The sequence below is a fragment of the Butyrivibrio sp. NC2007 genome (assembly GCF_000421405.1).
In the GTDB taxonomy this organism is placed as follows: Bacteria; Bacillota; Clostridia; order Lachnospirales; family Lachnospiraceae; genus Butyrivibrio.
Genome location: NZ_ATWY01000017.1, coordinates 1 through 18694 on the forward strand (window position 1 = coordinate 1; position 18694 = coordinate 18694).

10 protein-coding genes, 1 pseudogene and 1 riboswitch are annotated in these 18694 nt (G+C 46.5%); of the genes and pseudogenes, 4 read left to right on the forward strand and 7 right to left on the reverse strand.

Annotation, left to right across the window (positions count from 1 at the left end):
* Positions 1-385: 385 nt before the first annotated feature.
* The gene (arcC, locus tag G632_RS0113265) at positions 386-1324 is read right to left on the reverse strand and encodes a carbamate kinase (RefSeq protein ID WP_022769815.1); all 939 of its coding nucleotides are present in this window, start codon (positions 1322-1324) and stop codon (positions 386-388) included.
* Positions 1325-1483: 159 nt separating this feature from the next.
* On the opposite strand from arcC, the gene G632_RS0113270 reads away from it, so the two are divergent.
* Positions 1484-2851 carry an MATE family efflux transporter gene (locus G632_RS0113270; protein WP_022769816.1) on the forward strand — a complete coding sequence of 456 codons (1368 nt, stop codon included), beginning with the start codon at positions 1484-1486 and terminating at the stop codon, positions 2849-2851.
* Positions 2852-2887: 36 nt separating this feature from the next.
* Here G632_RS0113270 and G632_RS20110 read toward each other — a convergent pair whose 3' ends face one another.
* The 4 genes from G632_RS20110 to G632_RS0113290 are packed head-to-tail and all read right to left on the reverse strand — an operon-like array spanning position 2888 to position 6531.
* Positions 2888-4843, reverse strand: a complete 1956-nt coding sequence (locus G632_RS20110) for a glycoside hydrolase family 2 protein (protein WP_022769818.1) — start codon at positions 4841-4843, stop codon at positions 2888-2890.
* A gap of 13 nt (positions 4844-4856) precedes the next feature.
* Positions 4857-5588, reverse strand: coding sequence for a DUF975 family protein (locus tag G632_RS0113280; RefSeq protein ID WP_022769819.1), 732 nt, complete (start codon positions 5586-5588; stop codon positions 4857-4859).
* Between the two features lie 36 nt (positions 5589-5624).
* The gene (locus tag G632_RS0113285; protein ID WP_022769820.1) at positions 5625-6149 is read right to left on the reverse strand and encodes a hypothetical protein; all 525 of its coding nucleotides are present in this window, start codon (positions 6147-6149) and stop codon (positions 5625-5627) included.
* Positions 6150-6180: 31 nt separating this feature from the next.
* Positions 6181-6531, reverse strand: coding sequence for a hypothetical protein (locus G632_RS0113290; RefSeq protein ID WP_155828891.1), 351 nt, complete (start codon positions 6529-6531; stop codon positions 6181-6183).
* A gap of 207 nt (positions 6532-6738) precedes the next feature.
* Between G632_RS0113290 and G632_RS20115 the strand changes: the two are divergent.
* Positions 6739-9144: pseudogene (locus G632_RS20115) on the forward strand (Tex family protein); the annotation flags it as partial.
* A 1221-nt stretch (positions 9145-10365) separates the two neighbouring features.
* Here the strand turns inward: G632_RS20115 and G632_RS0113300 are convergent.
* Positions 10366-11157: a hypothetical protein gene (locus tag G632_RS0113300; protein WP_022769824.1), complete on the reverse strand. Its 792-nt coding sequence runs from the start codon at positions 11155-11157 to the stop codon at positions 10366-10368.
* 851 nt (positions 11158-12008) lie between these two features.
* Positions 12009-12141: riboswitch (SAM riboswitch) on the forward strand.
* Between the two features lie 147 nt (positions 12142-12288).
* On the opposite strand from G632_RS0113300, the gene metK reads away from it, so the two are divergent.
* On the forward strand, positions 12289-13479 hold the full coding sequence (metK, locus tag G632_RS0113305; RefSeq protein WP_022769826.1) for a methionine adenosyltransferase: 1191 nt from the start codon (positions 12289-12291) through the stop codon (positions 13477-13479).
* 515 nt (positions 13480-13994) lie between these two features.
* Here the strand turns inward: metK and G632_RS0113310 are convergent.
* Positions 13995-17534, reverse strand: coding sequence for a DNA polymerase III subunit alpha (locus tag G632_RS0113310; protein ID WP_022769827.1), 3540 nt, complete (start codon positions 17532-17534; stop codon positions 13995-13997).
* A 179-nt stretch (positions 17535-17713) separates the two neighbouring features.
* Between G632_RS0113310 and pfkA the strand changes: the two genes are divergently transcribed.
* Complete coding sequence (pfkA, locus tag G632_RS0113315) at positions 17714-18682, forward strand: 6-phosphofructokinase (RefSeq protein WP_022769828.1); 969 nt, start codon at positions 17714-17716, stop codon at positions 18680-18682.
* Positions 18683-18694 lie beyond the last annotated feature (12 nt).

The following is an 18694-nucleotide window of genomic DNA, read 5'->3' on the forward strand; positions in this document are numbered from 1 at the left end:
TGGCTAAGATAAATCTCATTATATCTGTAAACGACCATTTCTTAGTGCGGCAAAAATCCGTATTTGGGTTCCGGGTAAATAGCCAATGAACTCGGTCCATTTGATCAATAATTGACAGCAGCTTGTTTTTAACAGTTTTAGAATAGTTCATTTAGTGCCTCCTTGAAAAAAGATTTGTCTTTAATTTCAAGGGCCGCTTTCGCTACTTCTAAATACAATTCGTAGCGAAAGCGGCCGCACTTTTTCAGTCATCTGTCAACTATTTTTTAATAAAAAAAGACCTCTATACCATTTCTGATATAGAGATCTTATTCCGTCATCTTATCTTAATGACATTGCCGTTAAGGGGTCCTTTTTTTCGTGTGAGTCAGTGGGGACGTTTTGTTTACTCAAATGTCACAAACGTTCCTGCCTTGCCCTTAAGCGCATCCCCAACAGTACTAATGGATGTGATAAGAACCGAACCATTGTGGTTAGCCTCAAGGAACTCAATAGCTGCCTCAACCTTCGGAAGCATATCAACCTCGCCGAACTCACCGGCAGCGATATACTCTTTTGCCTGAGCAACATTCATCTTAGTGATGGGCTCTTCCTCAGGTGTCTCGAAATTCTTATAAACATAAGGCACTGAAGTAAGAATAATGAGCCTGTCTGACTTAAGGTCTGCAGCGAGCTTGCCGGCGATAGCATCCTTCTCGATGACTGCAGATGCACCCTTAAGTACATGACCCTGCTGGATTACAGGAATTCCGCCACCTCCACAGCAGATTACTTCCTGGCCGGCGTCAACCAGTGCTCTGATGGCGTCGATCTCAACGATGTCGATGGGCTTTGGAGCTGCGATTATTCTGCGATAGCCGTTTCCGGGCTCTTCTCTTACAAAATTTCCCTTCTTTATCTCAATATCCGCATCTTCCTTGGACATGTTTCTTCCGATGGCCTTTGTGGGTGCATAGAAAGCCTCGTCATAAGGATCAACGGTAACCTGAGTCAGGATAGTGCTGACAGGAGTTGAAATACCGCGGCTTGAAAGCTCTGTCTTTAGTGAATTCTGAATATCGTATCCGACATAACCCTGGCTCATGGCGTTACATACGCACATGGGAGCGGGAGTGTAGTCGATATAGATCCTGTGAAGCTCGGTCATGGCCTTGTGTATCATGCTGACCTGCGGACCGTTAGAGTGGGTGATCACCAGCTGATATCCGGCCTCCACCAGATCTGCCAGGGCCTTTGCTGTGATCTTGGTAGCTGTGAGCTGGTCGTTTGTTGTTACGCCCAGTGCCTCGTGACCAAGGGAAACTACTGCTTTGATGTTATCCATTTCATCCTCCTATGAGCTATTTAGATAAAAACATTTTAGCTTATCGATATAATATGTGCAAAATGATGATTGAATTTCTTAAAATAGAATTGTATTATATAGCCTTGTCGGTAACTCGTTAATTTTTGTTTGCCATTTTTATTGGCGGATCGGAAATATATGAAGAAAACAAATACCAAGGACCTTACAGTCGGCAATCCCATGGGCCTTATCTTTGGCTTTGCCCTCTCGCTCTTTTGGGGAATGCTGTTCCAGCAGCTCTACAATATCATAGATACAGCTATCGTCTCATGGTTTTTGGGAAAAGAGGCTTACACCGGCGTAGGTACTACCGGAGCCATCAACTTCCTTATCATGGGATTCTGCATGGGAGTCTGCAACGGTTTTGCCATCCCCGTAGCTCAGAGATTTGGGGCAAAAGACCTAAAGAGCATGCGTAAGTTTGTATCCCATGCCATTATTTTATGCGTTATCCTGGCATCTGTCATGACATTTTTTGTCAGCATATTCTGCAGACAGATCCTTGTTGCCATGCATACACCGGTGGACGTTCTTGACTACGCCTACAAATATATCCTGGTAATATTCCTTGGAATACCGGTTACATATATGTACAACCTGCTCTCGGGTATCATCAGAGCCCTCGGCGATTCCAAGCACCCTGTGCAGTTCCTTATCATTGCATCTATTGTGAACATCGGTCTTGACCTTCTGTTCATCATACCTCTTAACATGGGTATCACAGGTGCTGCCCTTGCAACGGTTATATCCCAGGGACTTGCGGGAGTTATGTGTCTTGTCTTTATCATCAGAAAGATCGAGATCCTTCAGCTCTCAAAAGAGGATTGGGCTTTGGACAACTCACATTTCCTTATCCTGCTTAACATGGGTCTTCCCATGGGACTTCAGTATTCAATCACTGCAATCGGAAGCGTGATCCTCCAGACTGCCATCAACGGACTTGGCGTAGATGCAGCGGCTGCAGTCACAACAGCCGGTAAGGTAGGAATGTTCTTCTGTATTCCTTTTGATGCTCTTGGTTCAACGATGGCAACTTACGGCGGACAGAACGTCGGAGCCAAGCAGCTTGACCACCTTCAGAACGGTCTAGTTGCAGCCATCAAACTGGGATGTGCTTATTCGCTTATAGCTTTTGTGGTCCTTTATTTCTTTGGAAGAAGCTTTGCAATGATATTCCTGGAGGCAGGAGATGTGGCTTGTCTTGATAATGCTCATCTCTACCTGATAATAAACAGTGCCTTCTATATACCGCTGGCTCTTGTGAACATCGTAAGATTCCTCATTCAGGGAATGGGATTTTCTCTCTTTGCAGTACTTGCCGGAGTAATGGAGATGATTGGAAGAACCATTGTAGCGGTGGTTTTGGTGCCTATATTCGGATTCCCTGCCCTTTGCTTTGCAAGCCCCATAGCCTGGGTACTTGCGGATGCATTCCTGATTCCGGCTTACATTTCTGTGAAAAAGAAACTTGCCCGTATCTTCAAGGGACAGGTGGAAATCTACTAAATAATTCGGAAACGCTTTGTGGCGTTTCCGATTTTTTCATTCATTGATATGAGTTGTCATGTGCGGATCAAGATCGGGATTGATCTTGGTGACCTTGCGGTCATAGGTCATAAGACCGTTCACCTCTTCCTCGACATCGCTGACCTGTGTGTAGACAGCTCCGCAGAGTCCCTTTGGAATAAGAGGTTTCATGCTTGCGTTTATAAGATTGTAATATGCGACACCCAGAGTATCGAGGTTGTCGTATTTTTTATATCCGTAAATTCTGTCTACGCTGCTGTGACCGTCGATGTGGCAGGCAAGTCCGCCATATTCGGAGATAACGAAAGCGCGCTCTTTTTCCTTCTCAACATCAAGAGGTCTGAAGTAGTTGTGGACGCTTCTGTAATTGCCGCTGCCTTCATCAAACCAGCCGCTGGCCTGGTCGATTGGACGGGAGTCATCAAGCTCTTTTGCCATAATGGTGGCACTTGCGGCGTTGAACTGCCCCCAGCCCTCGTTGAAGAGAACCCAGGTTGCGATGCTCGGCACGTTGTAGAGATAGCTGATGGTGCCCTTCATCTCCTGGAGCCACTCGCTGCGGCCCTCAGCAGAGCCCCTTGAGAAGGTCTTGTAATGTGAAGGACCATCGCTCATGCGGCCAAAGATCTTGGGGAACGCGGTCGGAAGATAGGAGACCACGGGCTTGGCGTAGCTTGAGCCTCCGCTTACCATATCCTGCCAAACGATCATTCCAAGTCTGTCGCAGTGGTAGTACCAGCGTGCGGATTCCACCTTGATGTGCTTGCGCATCATGTTAAAGTGAAGGCGCTTCATCTCCTTGATGTCGTAGATAAGAGCATCATCTGTGGGAGCTGTGTAGAGTCCGTCCGGCCAGTAGCCCTGATCCAGAACTCCCATAAGGAAGTACGGCTTATGATTTAAGCAGAACCTCGGAGTTCCCTCGCTGTCAGGCTCCACGGTAAAGCTTCTCATGGCAAAGTAAGAAGTGACATGGTCGTCACCAATCTGGATGTGCAGAGGATACAGATATGGATCCTCCGGAGTCCAGAGATGCGCATCATCTATGGTGAAGTTAAAGCCGTAGTAGTACTGCTCGGGAGCTTTCTGTCCTTCAACCGTGCAGGGACATGTATCTGAGGCAAAAGACAAGTCTTCCGTAAATTTAGTTTCATAACCGCCTGAAGCTTCTGCTGACTTTATCATTTCATGTCCCGGGAATTTAACGGATACCTTGCCGGGAAGGTTGGTTGAAACCTCGATGAAAAGAGTCTTTAGATCGCTCTCGGGGCGGATCCTGATCTGTTTAATGTATGTAGCCGGAACTTCTTCAATCCAGACGGTCTGCCAGATTCCGCTCTGACAGGTGTAGTACATTCCGCCGCGGCGAAGTGTCTGCTTGCCTCTTGAGTGATAGGAGGAGTCGCTGGTGTCGGCTACTCTAACTGAAAGTATATTGTTTTCGATAGCTCTTTTATCCTCAGAGAAATTCAGCTGGTCGGTGATATCGATGGTAAAAGGAAGATACCCGCCCTTGTGTGATGCAACGAAGGCACCGTTTACATAGACGTCGGCGAACTGATCTACAGCACCGAAATGGAGCAGGATCCTGGAATCTTCATATTTTCTGTTGATGGTGGGAAGAGCTCTTTTGTACCAGAGAAACTGGTCCGGCTCAAGGCGCCTCTCAACTCCGGAGAGCATGGCCTCGGGCGAGAAGGGTACAAGTATCTGACCGTCCATCTGTGACGGTATCTGAGAAGCGAAAGAGTCATTAAGGCTCTTGTTGTCGAATTCCGTCGGCGCCGGGACAATGCAGTAATCCCAGTAGCCGTTTAAGTTTATATAGCTGTCCCTGACAAATTGGGGTCTTGGATACTCGGAAAGTACGTGGCCCTTATCAAGGTTTTCTCCCCAGGGGGTAAAGAGCCTGTTGAGGACGTCGTCTTCATGTGGCTTATCTATACTTCTGAGTGCATCAATGAGGTCCATAGGAACACCTTTCTTAATCTGTAGTAGTTTGCTGCCCTGCAGCTGTTGCGATGAGATCCTGATAGAATGCGCAGTTTGTGGCATTTCTGTATGCGCTGACCCACAGAAGCGGGATGAACATCGTGATCGCACCCAGGAGATAGAGCGGAATGAAGGACACATTCAGGTAAAAGAGCCTTAAGACGTTGCCTTTCATGAGTCTTCTGCTGGTTGCCAGAATCTCTTTTGCCGATTTGTCAGGAAAGTCGTGGAGAATGTAAAACGCTTGGGAGTAGATAAGACCAACGATGATATTGATGATCAGGCCGATTCCAAGAAGAAGGAAGGCAGTCGTCACATCACTTGCGGCTCTGGTTGCAGAATACCTGATCACAAAGAGCTGCGCAGGAACGCTGGCAATGAAATCAACCAGTACGAAGAGTGCCTGGATGGTCACGGCTTTCTGTGGCTGCTGACGCAGTCCGAAAAAGACATCTGCAGTGGCCACGGGCTGTGAATACAAAAGATTCATGTAAAGATAAGCTCTTCCGGACACAAGTACACCCAGAAGAATGTTTATGATTATGGTTATTAAACTGTTGATGATTATTAAAAGGATGCTTCCCGTACCTGAAACGGTCGAGAAACCGGAGACCAGAAGCTGGATAGCCAGGATAAGCAGATTTGCTCCGATCAGAGTTCCGTATTTTCCGAGTGACTGTTCTTTTGCGATAGCTTTAAGCTCCGCCGATGACTTGTAGTTCAAAGTAAAATGCTCCCCAATAATTCCCCCATAGTTCATTTAGCCGGCCATGTCGACATTTGCTCCCAAAAGGCCCTGTCTGTTAAGGTCTTTCCTTGCCTGAACATAAGGATTTTCTTCATTGCTGTATGCAATCTTAGTGCAGGTCTCACCACCTGCCACATAGGTACGTCCACATTCAGGACATACTGCGGTCCTGATAGAAACTGAAGCCTGAAGGACCTTGCCGTTGTTCATGGCTGCATCCTTGTAGGCGTTGCTCACGTGCTCAGCCTCATGTCCGCGGACTCTTGAAGCTGCTGCTTGTGGGCTTATATGCTGCGCAGTTTTAAAAGAAACCATCTCGTCGGAACCGTCCTGATACTTGCGGTTCTTGCAGGTTTCACATTCTGCGGGAGAAACTCTTTTGCCGGGATTGGTCTTGGTTGACTCGCCCGGATTTAATATGGCTTTGCCGGCTCCTTCTGCTGCGGCTGCTGAACCTGCTGCTATTGCGCCGTTCTGCATTCCCATAGCATAAGAGCTGTTATATGCACTGTATCCACCTATTGCACCGATACCCATAGGCACCTCATTTCTATGCCTGTGCCGGGGATTAGCCGTCTATCTGTACGCCTAATTCCTTAAGCATTTCGTCAAAGCTTACGCCGTTCATCTGCTTCGAGATTGTATTTAGCTGTGCACGGGACTGCGGATCTGTGAGGACAGTGTAGAGGTCGTAGGTGAAAACGCCGTATCCGACTACAATACCTATTGATCCATAAAGGATGGCTTTCTTGGCCTGAGGAAGGAGTTTCTCAAGTGTACCCTTACTCAATATGGCAAGAATTATAGCTACGCCTCCAATGACTACGCCTAAGTTCAAAAACAAACAAAGGGGTATGGAAGCCAGCCCCAACACTAAAGCAGTACCTGCTAAAGCTAAATGCCCATCATTTCCCATCAAAACTTTTCCTCACAAAACCTCATTCTTACTATAGATATTACACTAAAAACGCGCCTTTTTCAATGTTTGCGCGGGATTGCCAAGTCTTGAAAAGTGTCCGAAATGCTTGGTATAATATGGGAGTGCGCATTGTTTATGAAAAATTAAGCTAAATTTCTTACTGTATTTATGCGCACTTCACAGAAATACAGGTATGGAGAGGGTTTTATGGACATCGTTTTAAAGATCAAAGAGGAACTAAATGTTGAGAAATGGCAGGTCGAGGCAGCAGTCAAGCTTATCGACGAAGGCAATACCATTCCTTTTATTTCACGATATAGAAAAGAGGTTACGGGATCTCTTAATGATGAGCAGCTCCGTAATCTCGATGAGAGGCTCAAATACTTAAGGGGCCTTGAGGAGAGAAGAGAGCAGGTTCTTGCTTCTATTGAAGAGCAGGGCAAGATGACAGACGAACTCAGAGCCAAGATCGTGGCTGCTGAGACAATGGTAGCTATTGAGGATCTCTATCTTCCTTACAGACCAAAGAGAAAGACAAGAGCATCAGTGGCAAGAGAGAAGGGCCTTGAGCCTTTAGCAGAGATTCTTCTTGCTCAGGAGACTGATAAGCCGCTTCTTGACGAGGCAGCAGCTTTTGTGGACGCTGAAAAAGGCGTTGAGAATGCAGCTGATGCACTTCAGGGTGCTATGGATATCATCGCGGAGGATGTTTCCGACAACGCTGATTTCCGTACCTACATCCGTGAGGCAACAATGGAGAAGGGTGTTCTTACCAGTAAGGCCAAGGATGAGAAGGCACAGTCCGTTTATGAAATGTACTACGACTACGAGGAGCCCATCAGTAAGGTTCTGGGCCACAGAGTACTTGCCCTTAACAGAGGCGAGGCAGAGAAATTCCTTGTTGTTAAGATTGTAGCTCCCGAGGAGCAGATCCTTCAGTTCCTCAACAAGAAGATGCTTAAGAATGAGAACCCGATCACTACTCCCGTTATCGAGGAGATCAATCAGGATGCTTATGAGAGACTCATTGCTCCTGCAATTGAGAGAGATATCAGAAATGAGCTTACAGAGAAGGCTGAAGATGGCGCCATTACTGTATTTGGTAAGAACCTCACTCAGCTTCTCATGGCACCACCTATCGCAGGCAAGACAGTTCTTGGCTGGGATCCGGCTTTCAGAACAGGATGTAAGCTTGCTATCGTAGATCCCACAGGTAAGGTGCTTGATACCAAGGTTATCTATCCCACAGCACCTCAGAACAAGGTTGAGGAGTCCAAGGCTGAACTCAAGAAGCTCATTGAGAAATATGATGTAGATCTTATTTCCGTAGGAAACGGTACAGCATCACGTGAGTCTGAGCAGGTTATCGTTGAGCTTATTCACGAGCTTGACAGACCTCTTCAGTATGTCATCGTTAACGAGGCAGGAGCTTCTGTTTACTCAGCAAGTAAGCTGGCTACAGAGGAGTTCCCTCAGTTTGATGTAGGACAAAGAAGTGCTGCTTCTATTGCAAGAAGACTTCAGGATCCGCTGGCAGAGCTTGTTAAGATCGATCCCAAGTCCATTGGTGTCGGCCAGTACCAGCACGACATGAATCAGAAAAAGCTTGGTGAAACCCTTGAGGGCGTAGTTGAGGACTGCGTTAACAAGGTTGGTGTTGACTTAAATACTGCATCAGCACCGCTCCTTCAGTATATTTCAGGTATCAGCAAGGTTATCGCCAAGAACATTGTTGATTACAGAGAAGAACACGGTAAGTTCGAGAGCAGAGCTGACCTTTTAAATGTACCTAAGCTCGGACCTAAGGCTTACGAGCAGTGCGCAGGATTCCTCAGGATCGCTGATGGCGAGAATCCGCTTGATGCAACCAGCGTACATCCCGAGTCCTATGAAGCTACCTTAAAGCTCATGGACAAGCTGGGAATTACCTTTGATGATGTAAGAGCAGCTCAGAAGAACGCAGCCAAGGCTGCACTTGAAAAGCCCGCGGCTAAGGCAGAGGAGAAGCCTCGTCCACAGAAGAAACCCAAGCAGGTTGTTATCAGAAATACTTCTACTGCTATGGGAGCAGCTCTCGCTGCAGCACTTGCAGGAAGTAACCTCGCAGTTGTAGAGGACGAGAGTTCTGGCGGAAAGGGTGCTAAGGGCGGAAAAGGCAAGGAGGCTCAGAATGGCGGCGCTCAGACAGGTGGCAATGGCGCTCAAGGCGCTGGCGCAGGAAGTCTGTCCAGGAAGGTGTCTGAGTCTGACAAGAAGAAGCTTGCTGAGGAGCTTGGAATCGGTGAGATCACTCTCACAGATATTCTCTCTGAGCTTGAGAAGCCATCAAGAGACCCTCGTGAGAGCATGCCTGCTCCTATCTTAAGGAGCGATGTCCTTGAGATGAAGGATTTAAGACCCGGTATGGTTTTAAAGGGAACAGTAAGAAATGTTATAGACTTTGGTTGTTTCGTAGACATAGGCGTTCACCAGGACGGCCTTGTACATATTTCTCACATCACCGACAAGTTCATCAAGCATCCGCTTGAGGCTGTCAGTGTCGGAGACATCGTAGATGTTCAGGTTCTTGACGTAGAGCTTGATAAGAAGAGGATCTCTCTTACCATGAAGATTCAGGATCCTGCCAAGGTAGCTGCCGAGGCAGCAGCCAAGGCTGCCGAGAGAGGCAAGGGTGGATCCGGAGCTTCCGGAAAAGGCGCAGGCAAGGCGTCAGGTGTTTCAGCTTCCGGCGATGCAAAGCCCGCAGCCAAGAAGGTCTCAGTCGTAGACCAGCTTGCCAAGGAAGCCGGCATCACTCGCAAGGCTCCTGCCAAGAAGGCAGCCGACGATGTACCTGCAACATCTTCAGCCAGAAGACCTGTAAACGCAGATGCACCAGCAACGTCTTCGGCTAGAAGACCGATAAATGCAGATGCGCCAGCAACATCTTCAGCCAGAAGACCGATAAATGCAGATGCGCCAGCAACATCTTCGGCTAGAAGGCCTGTAAACGCAGATGCGCCAGCAACATCTTCAGCTAGAAGACCTGTAAATGCAGACGCACCAGCAACATCTTCAGCTAGAAGACCTGTAAACGCAGATGCTCCTGCAACTTCATCAGCACGCAGGCCTGCTCCATCAGCATCCGCTGATTCCGCTTCTGCAGGCACCGAGGCTCCTAAGAAGTTCAAGAAGAAAGGCATCGTAATCTTCAAGGGCAATGCCAACGACTGATACTGTGAGTACACCCTTTATGCAAATTTTTCCCCGCGAAGCCATGGGCTCGCGGGGATTTCTTTTTTTCTTTTGGGACTATCGCTGGGCTTTTTGGGGGAGATATCGCCGAGTGTTAAGGTTTGGACCTCGGCGTTAGGCTGAGTTAAAGCTTGTACAAGAGGATATTTCTATATATACGTTCTGAAGTAGCCTCGGGGTATGGAAAGCCGAGGTATCGAAAACTTGCACAAGGGGATATTTCTATATATATGCTTTGAAGTAGCCTCGGGGTATGGAAAGCTGAGGTATCAAAAATTTGCACAAGAGATATTTCTATATATACGCACTGAAGTAGCCTTGAGGTATGGAAAGCCAAGGTATCGAAAATTTGCATAAGGGGATATTTCTATATATACACTCTGAAGTAGCCTTGGGTTATAGAAATCCGCGGAATCAAAAATTTGTACAAGGGACTATTTCTATATATAAGTTGAAAAGTAGCTTAAGGTTATAGAAATCCGGAAGATCAAAAATTTGCATATATGGCACCTTCTATATATACACAGATAAGTAGCCCTGGGGTATAGAAACGCCGTAGATAAGAAGCAAGGACAGTATGCATATGTTCAAGCAACTTGCTTAGAGAAAAAACTTTTGTATAATATCTTCTACTTCCAAGAAGTCTAACGGATGCTTGCTATCTTCATAGGTTGTGATCATGTTGACCCCGGGAAGATAGCCGTCTCTGATATAGCGATACATTTTATAGTCGACAGTAGGCTGATAGCTGGGATCGTCACAACGTCCGAAGTGTTCCCAAAGTATGATCTGATGCGTCTTGGGATGCATGATAGTAAAGTCGGTTGCAATTGGATGGCCGTAGATATCATGTATTTCCTCATACCTATATGGGATGTTGTGTGAAAATAGAGCCTGTGCAATCTTTGCTTCGGATTTTGAGCGCACCATTTCCCCCTTTGGAGCAGGATGAGTTAAGTGCTCCGGATGATCAGTGCTCTTATTGTAAGGAGCGTATTCCCACTCGCTGGCGATATGACGCTGATCAATTAAAAGCTCTCTATATGGTGAGTCTGGGCCAAGCATTTGGGAACAATCATCAGCGATCCTGTGATTTAGGTAATAATTGATGCACTTAAGCTCATTGCACATGTCTTTTTTCAATTTATTCAAATACTTTTTCTTTGCAAGCAGCTTGGCTTCTTTTATATTCTCTTTCTTTGAAATGTAGGTGTGAACTTTCTTGCCATCTATTGTTCTTTGCTTGTAAAAAAGATTATAAGTCTTATTATCTTTTACCTGCCTCAGGCACAATAAGTTTTCCTCAGGCATTGAAGATAACTTCTTTTCAACTCTCTTAATGTCTTCTTCAAGCTTTTTCTTTCGGTCAATAAAATAAGTAGTCTGATCCAATTATTCAGTTCCTTTCTATAAATATTTTTTCTTTCTTACTGGTTGAAATGTCCCTGCGAGAGCAGGTAGATATCAAGACACCATCTGAGCAGAATGCTTTTGATGAAGCGTCGCTAGAAAATATAGCAAAAGAAGAGTTACATGTAAATAGATATGAGTCAATCTTAAACAAATCTTAAGAAGTTAGCGATATTACGATTGTATTGGGGACTCATCAGAATTTGGCGATGAAAAGTCCTTACGCTAATTTTTCTATATATACGCTTCGAAGTAGCCTTGGGGTATAGAAAGCTGATGGTCGAGAAATTTGCACAAGAGATATTTCTATATATACGCATTGAAGTAGCCTTGAGGTATGGAAAGCCAAGGCATCGAAAATTTGCATAAGGGGATATTTCTATATATACGCTTTGAAGTAGCCTCAGGGTATGGAAATGCGCGAGATCAAAAAATTGCACAAGAGACTATTTCTATATATAAGTTGAAAAGTTGCTCAAGGTAATAGAAACCCGGGAGATCAAAAATTTGCACAAAAGGCGCTTTCTATATATACGTTATAAAGTGGCTCTGGGGTATAGAAAAGCAGAAAAACCCTGACCAAAAGAAGACATGTACCGTCATTGATAGCACTGATTAAGTACTCAACACCTCTAATAGACAAATCTACCCACAACAAATCCAATAAGAATTTCACCAAACGCGCCTGCGCCGTAATTAAATTCCCAAAATCCCCGAATTTAAGAAAAAAATTCAATTAGCCCTATTGATTTATTCTATGCTATGAGTTATGATTCATTAACGGACTAGGCGTAAGTGCCAAAGTCCGCGTAACAACATATTTTATAAATGTTCTCTTATTCAGAGTGGTGGAGGTACATAGGACCTGTGAAGCCACGGCAACCCCTTGACGTAAGATCAGGAAGGTGCCAACCTGAGCGTGCAACTTTCGAGGCCGTAAGGCCGAGATACAACGAGCAATAAGAGGATCTGAAACCCAAATCAGTTCCGCTTGTTTGTGTCCTGCACGCACCAAACAAGCGGTTTTCTTATGTATGGCAAACGTTAGATCCGCAATGATCTCTGATCTGCCATATTGCATCGGCGCAGGAAGCGCCAGAAAGGAAATTTAGAATGGATAAATTTATTTTCACATCCGAATCAGTAACAGAGGGACATCCCGACAAGATTTGTGATAACATTTCAGACGCGATCCTTGATGCCTGCATGGCACAGGACCCTATGAGCCGTGTTGCATGTGAGACAACAGCTTGCACAGGTTTCGTACTTATCACAGGTGAGATCACAACCAAGGCAGTAGTTGACTACGCTAAGATCGCAAGAGAGACAGTATGCGAGATCGGTTATGATTCATCAGAGAAGGGCTTTGATGGCAACACATGTGCTGTTCTTGTAGCACTTGATCAGCAGTCAGCAGATATCGCTATGGGTGTTGACAAGGCTCTTGAGGCTAGAGAGAACCAGATGACAGATGAGCAGATCGAGGCAATCGGTGCCGGCGATCAGGGTATGATGTTTGGTTATGCTACAAACGAGACGGAAGAGTACATGCCTTACGCAATCAGCCTTGCGCACAAGCTCACAAAGAGACTTACAGACGTTAGAAAGAACGGAACACTTCCTTACCTTCGCGCTGATGGTAAGAGCCAGGTTTCAGTTGAGTATGATGAGAACGGTAAGGTAAAGAGACTTGAGGCTATCGTTATCTCAACTCAGCATGATGAGAAGGTTACACAGGAGCAGATCCACGAGGACATCAGAAAGCACGTTATCTATCCTATCGTTGATGCTTCACTTGTTGATGATAACACTAAGATCTACATCAATCCTACAGGCCGTTTCGTAATCGGTGGACCTCAGGGTGATGCCGGACTTACAGGACGTAAGATCATCGTTGATACTTACGGCGGAGCAGCTCGTCACGGCGGCGGAGCTTTCTCAGGTAAGGACTGCACAAAGGTTGACCGTTCAGGTGCTTACGCAGCAAGATACGTTGCTAAGAACATCGTAGCAGCAGGCCTTGCAGATAAGGCTGAGATCCAGCTTTCATACGCTATCGGTGTAGCACAGCCTACATCAATCCTTGTAGATACATTCGGAACAGGTAAGGTTTCAGATGAGAAGCTTACAGAGGCAGTTCGTAAGGTATTCGATCTTCGTCCTGCAGGAATCATCAAGATGCTCGACCTTCGTCGTCCTATCTACAAGCAGACAGCAGCTTACGGTCACTTCGGCCGCAACGACCTTAACCTTCCTTGGGAGAAGCTTGATAAGGTTGAAGAGCTAAAGGCAGCCGTTCAGTAATCTGATCAGTTAAAAGACATTTACGAAGAAGATACATTTGATGAGTATTCATCGGATGTATCTTCTTTTTTTGATTGATCAGAATCATCGATATTATTGAATTTCATGGGTGTCGGCTCAAAGAATTCATATTGTCTTATTTGATACGACTTTTTCATTGAAAAATAGCTTTTTCAAACTCATTAAAAACACAATAATCGGCCTAACATCACCCTATCAGTACTGTAAGTCCGACAAATCAGTTGTTTTTATTGCATTTTCATTTGATTTCCGGTCAAAATGGCGGACCAAATAAAGGTTATAAACATCATGGTCCGACTCTCCATTATATTTACGCTTCCAATTTTCCCAAAAGCACTGATAAAATCGGCTTAAGTACTCAAATTATAATTTTCAGTCCGACAGTAAACGAAAAGGGGACTTCATAATATTCGCTCCGACAGTAAACGAAAAGGGTACTTCATATATTCGCTCCAACAGGTGCTTCAGACATATGAAATGAAAAAACGTGCAGATCATCTGATCTGCACGTTCTCTTTGCCGAATCTTTTTTCCAGAGATTCCATCATTACCTTATCAGCTTTTATTGCAAATGCCCTTCCGAGCTTCTTGATTTGCTTAGTGGATGAAAGGAAAATAGCAACTTCATCATTACCGTCACTTGCCTTGATAAGCTCATTTAGATCTGCAGAAGCTGCTTCGTAGCTGTCTTTATCCGCAAACCTTATCCACACAGTCTTTGGTACCTCGTCAAAGGTGAGCACCTTGTCTGCTATCAGCTTGGCATCACGCTCATCTTCAACAGACACTCGGCCTTCGATGAAGACCTTTCCGTCCTGATTAAGCCTTGGCGCATTGCCCTCGTAGGCTTTGGGGAACACGATGACTTCTGTTGTTCCGACCATGTCCTCCAGTGTGACAAAGGCCATCACCTGGTCGTTCTTGGTGTATTTGATCTTCTTGTCAGCGATGAGTCCGCCTATTGTAGCCCTTGCTCCGTCATGAACCTTCGGAACACCGGTCTCTTCATCAAGATAGAAGTCCGTGGTGATGTTGGTGATCTTTTTTCTCCACATGTCAGCGTATTCCTCAAGAGGATGACCACTGACATAAAAGCCCAGAACCTCTTTTTCAAATTCAAGCATCAGCTCTTTGTCGAACTCACCGACATCCGGCATTGGGATCTGGTACTGACTCTTGTTCTCTTCGCCGGCGATATCGAACAGCGACATCTGCCCTGCCATGGAGTTCTTGCCTGAGTTGTGGAGCTTGTCCATGATCTGGCCGTAGATGTGCATCTTCTGCTTACGGGTTCCGGGGAAGCAGTCCAGAGCGCCGGCCTTTATGAAGTTCTCCACGGCACGCTTGTTGACATCGGTGTCGGAGGAATCCATTCTGGTCAGGAAATCATTGAGATCCTTAAATGGACCTCTTGCCTTTCGCTCGCGAACAATGGCGGCTATGACAGGCCTTCCGACGCCTTTTATTGCAGTAAGGGCATACAGTATAGCTTTTTTCCTGCCCGGAGCGCTGGTCACAACTGATCCGGGAATAGGTGTCTCGCCCTCCGCTGCATCTACCTCTGCCACGGAGAATCCGTCATAACCCTGATTGATATCAGGGGGCAAAAGAGATATATGCATGTTCCGACAGGTCATGATATAGCCCGAAACTTTGCCGGGGTTATCGATGACGGAAGTCATAAGAGCTGCCATGAACTCGACGGGATAGTAGTATTTAAGCCATGCTGTCTGCAGTGCAACAACCGCGTAGCAGGCAGCGTGGGACTTATTGAAAGCGTACTTAGCAAAGTCCATCATGGAGTCGTAGATGCTGTTGGCGACCTCTGCTGAGATGCCCTTGGATGCGCATCCCGGAACGCCCTCATTGGCATTACCGTTTACGAAGTTGGCTCTTTCAACCTCCATGACTTCCTGTTTCTTCTTACTCATGGCACGGCGAACCAGATCCGCACGTCCCAGCGTGTATCCGCCCAGCTGCTGAACAATCTGCATAACCTGCTCCTGGTAGACGATACAGCCGTAGGTGGGCTTAAGGATCGGCTCAAGCTCGGGGGTAGCGTAGCTGATGGCGCCTGCATCGTTCTTGCCGGCGATATATTTCGGAATGAAGTCCATAGGACCCGGGCGGTAGAGCGAAACTCCGGCTATGATGTCCTCTAAGGACTGAGGCTTAAGCTCCTTCATGAAGGACTGCATTCCCGCAGACTCCAGCTGGAATACGCCGTCGCAGTGGCCTGATCCGATGGAATCAAGAACCGCAGGGTCATTGTAATCAATCTCATCTATATTAATGTAATTGGCATCACCGGGCTTGGCCCCCAAAGACCTGTTGGCGAACTCGGTAGCATCCTTGATGACTGTAAGGGTTCTAAGACCCAAAAAGTCCATCTTAAGAAGCCCCAGATGCTCAATGGTTGTCATGGTAAACTGCGTCGTGATGTTACCTTCAGCAGACCTTGATAACGGAACCAGGTCCTCGGCGGGAGACTGGCAGATAACAACACCGGCTGCATGGATCGACGTGTGCCTTGGAAGACCTTCGAGCTTCTTGCACATATCGATCAGCTTGTGGACTGTCGGGTCAGACTCGTACTGATTTCGAAGCTCCGGGTTCATAGCAAGAGCTTTATCCAGAGTGATGTTGAGCTCCGTCGGCACCATCTTGGAAATCTGATCGCCAAAGCTGTAGGGAAGGTCCATGACTCTTGCCACATCCCTGATAACACCCTTGGCTGCCAGCGTACCGAAGGTTATGATCTGCACAACCTTGTCGGCGCCGTACTTCTCGGTAACATAATCTATTACATCCTGCCTGCGCTCGTATTCGAAGTCCACGTCGATATCGGGCATGGACACACGCTCAGGATTAAGGAATCTCTCAAAGAGAAGATCATACTTGATAGGATCAATGTTGGTTATGTGCATGCAGTAGGAGACGATACTTCCGGCAGCAGAGCCTCTTCCGGGACCTACAGCGATTCCGTTCTCTCTGCAGTAGTTGATGTAGTCCCATACAATAAGGAAGTAATCAACATAACCCATGCGCTTTATGACGCCCAGCTCGTAGTCAAGACGCTCTTTTAACCTGCCATCATCATCGGGGTATCTCTCGTGAAGGCCATCCATACACAGCTTGTTGAGGTAAGTCCAGGAATCGTACCCTTCAGGAACCTCGTAGTGCGGGAGCTTGGTAACGCCAAACTCGATCTCCACATGACACCTGTCGGCAATCTTCTGCGTGTTCTCAATAGCTTCAAGAGCATAGGGGAAAAGAGCTTTCATCTCCTCTTCACTCTTTATATAGTACTGACCGCCTTCATAGCGCATGCGGTCTTCGTCTGAAACCTTCTTGCCGGTCTGGATGCAAAGGAGAAGATCGTGTGCCTCTGCGTCATCGGCGTAGGTGTAGTGGCAGTCGTTGGTAGCAACCAGAGGAATATCCAGCTGCTGAGACAGAGCCATGAGCGTGTTGTTTACCTGGCGCTGCTCAGGAATTCCATGGTCCTGGAGCTCTAAAAAGAAATTGCCGTGGCCGAAGATGTTATCTAGGCGCATGGCAGCTTCCTTGGCCTTATCGGGAGCTCCCTTTAAGATGTTCCTTGGAATCTCGCCGGCAAGACAAGCAGAGAGAGCGATGATACCCTCGTGATATTTCTCGAGGATCTCCATATCAACTCGTGGCTTATAATAGTAGCCCTCTGTAAAGCCGCGGCTTACGATATGGGAGAGGTTGGCGTAACCGACATTGTTCTCAGCAAGGAGGACCAGGTGGTAATACCTGTCATCGCTTACGGAAGTCTCCTTGTCAAAACGCGAGCCCGGTGCTACATATACCTCACATCCAATAATGGGGTTGATGCCTTCCTTCTGGCACTGCTCGTAGAAGTCAATGACTCCGTACATAACGCCGTGGTCGGTGATGGCGCCGGCATTCATGCCAAGCTCCTTAAGGCGCTTCACATATTCTTTTATCTTATTGGAACCGTCCAAAAGAGAGTATTCTGTATGGACGTGCAGATGCGTAAATGACATTGTAAATCTCCCCCAAAGTGATAGTGAAATTATAACATTTTCTACACAAAAATGTTAAAAATAACTAAATCGGAAACATTTCCATTGCAGATTTTATGACGCTGCGGTAGTATAATAGATTAGGAAACGTTAATAATGTAACGATTTACTTTTTTAGAGGAAATATAGAGGATATTATTATGGCTAAGCAGATCAAGACTATCGGCGTACTTACAAGCGGTGGCGATGCACCCGGAATGAACGCAGCGATTCGTGCGGTTGTTCGTAAGTCTCTTGCCAACGGACTTAAGGTTGTTGGTATCAAGAAAGGCTATCAGGGTCTTTTAAATGAAGAGATCGTAGAGATGGACAGACGAAGCGTTTCAGATATCATCCAGAGAGGTGGTACAATCCTTGGAACAGCTCGTTGCATGGAGTTCACAACACCGGAAGGCCAGGCTAAGGGCGCAGAAATCTGCCGTAAGCACGGCATCGACGGAATGGTAGTTATCGGAGGAGACGGATCCTACCGTGGAGCTCAGAAGCTTTCAGCTCAGGGCATCAACACAGTTGGTATTCCCGGAACCATCGACCTTGATATCGCTTGCACAGACTATACAATCGGATTCGATACAGCTATCAACACAGCTATGGACGCTATCGACAAGATCCGTGATACATCATCATCCCACGAGAGAGTTTCAATCGTAGAGGTTATGGGACGTCACGCTGGATACATCGCACTGTGGTGTTCAATCGCCAACGGCGCAGACGACATTCTTCTTCCTGAGAAATACGACTACAACGAGCAGCGCATTATCGATAACATCATCGATAACCGTAAGAAGGGTAAGACTCATCACATCATCGTTAATGCAGAGGGTATCGGACATTCAACATCAATGGCTCGTCGTATCGAGGCTGCTACAGGACTTGAGACAAGAGCTTCAATCCTTGGTTACATGCAGCGTGGTGGTAGCCCAACCTGTAAGGACCGTGTATACGCTTCAATGATGGGATGCTATGCAGCAGACATTCTTGCAGCTGGCAAGACCAACAGAGTAGTAGGTTACAGAAACGGTCAGTTCGTAGACTACGACATCGATGAGGCTCTTGCAATGAGCAAGAACATCAACGAGTACATGTACGAGATCGCAAGAACAATCTGATCATAAAGAGAG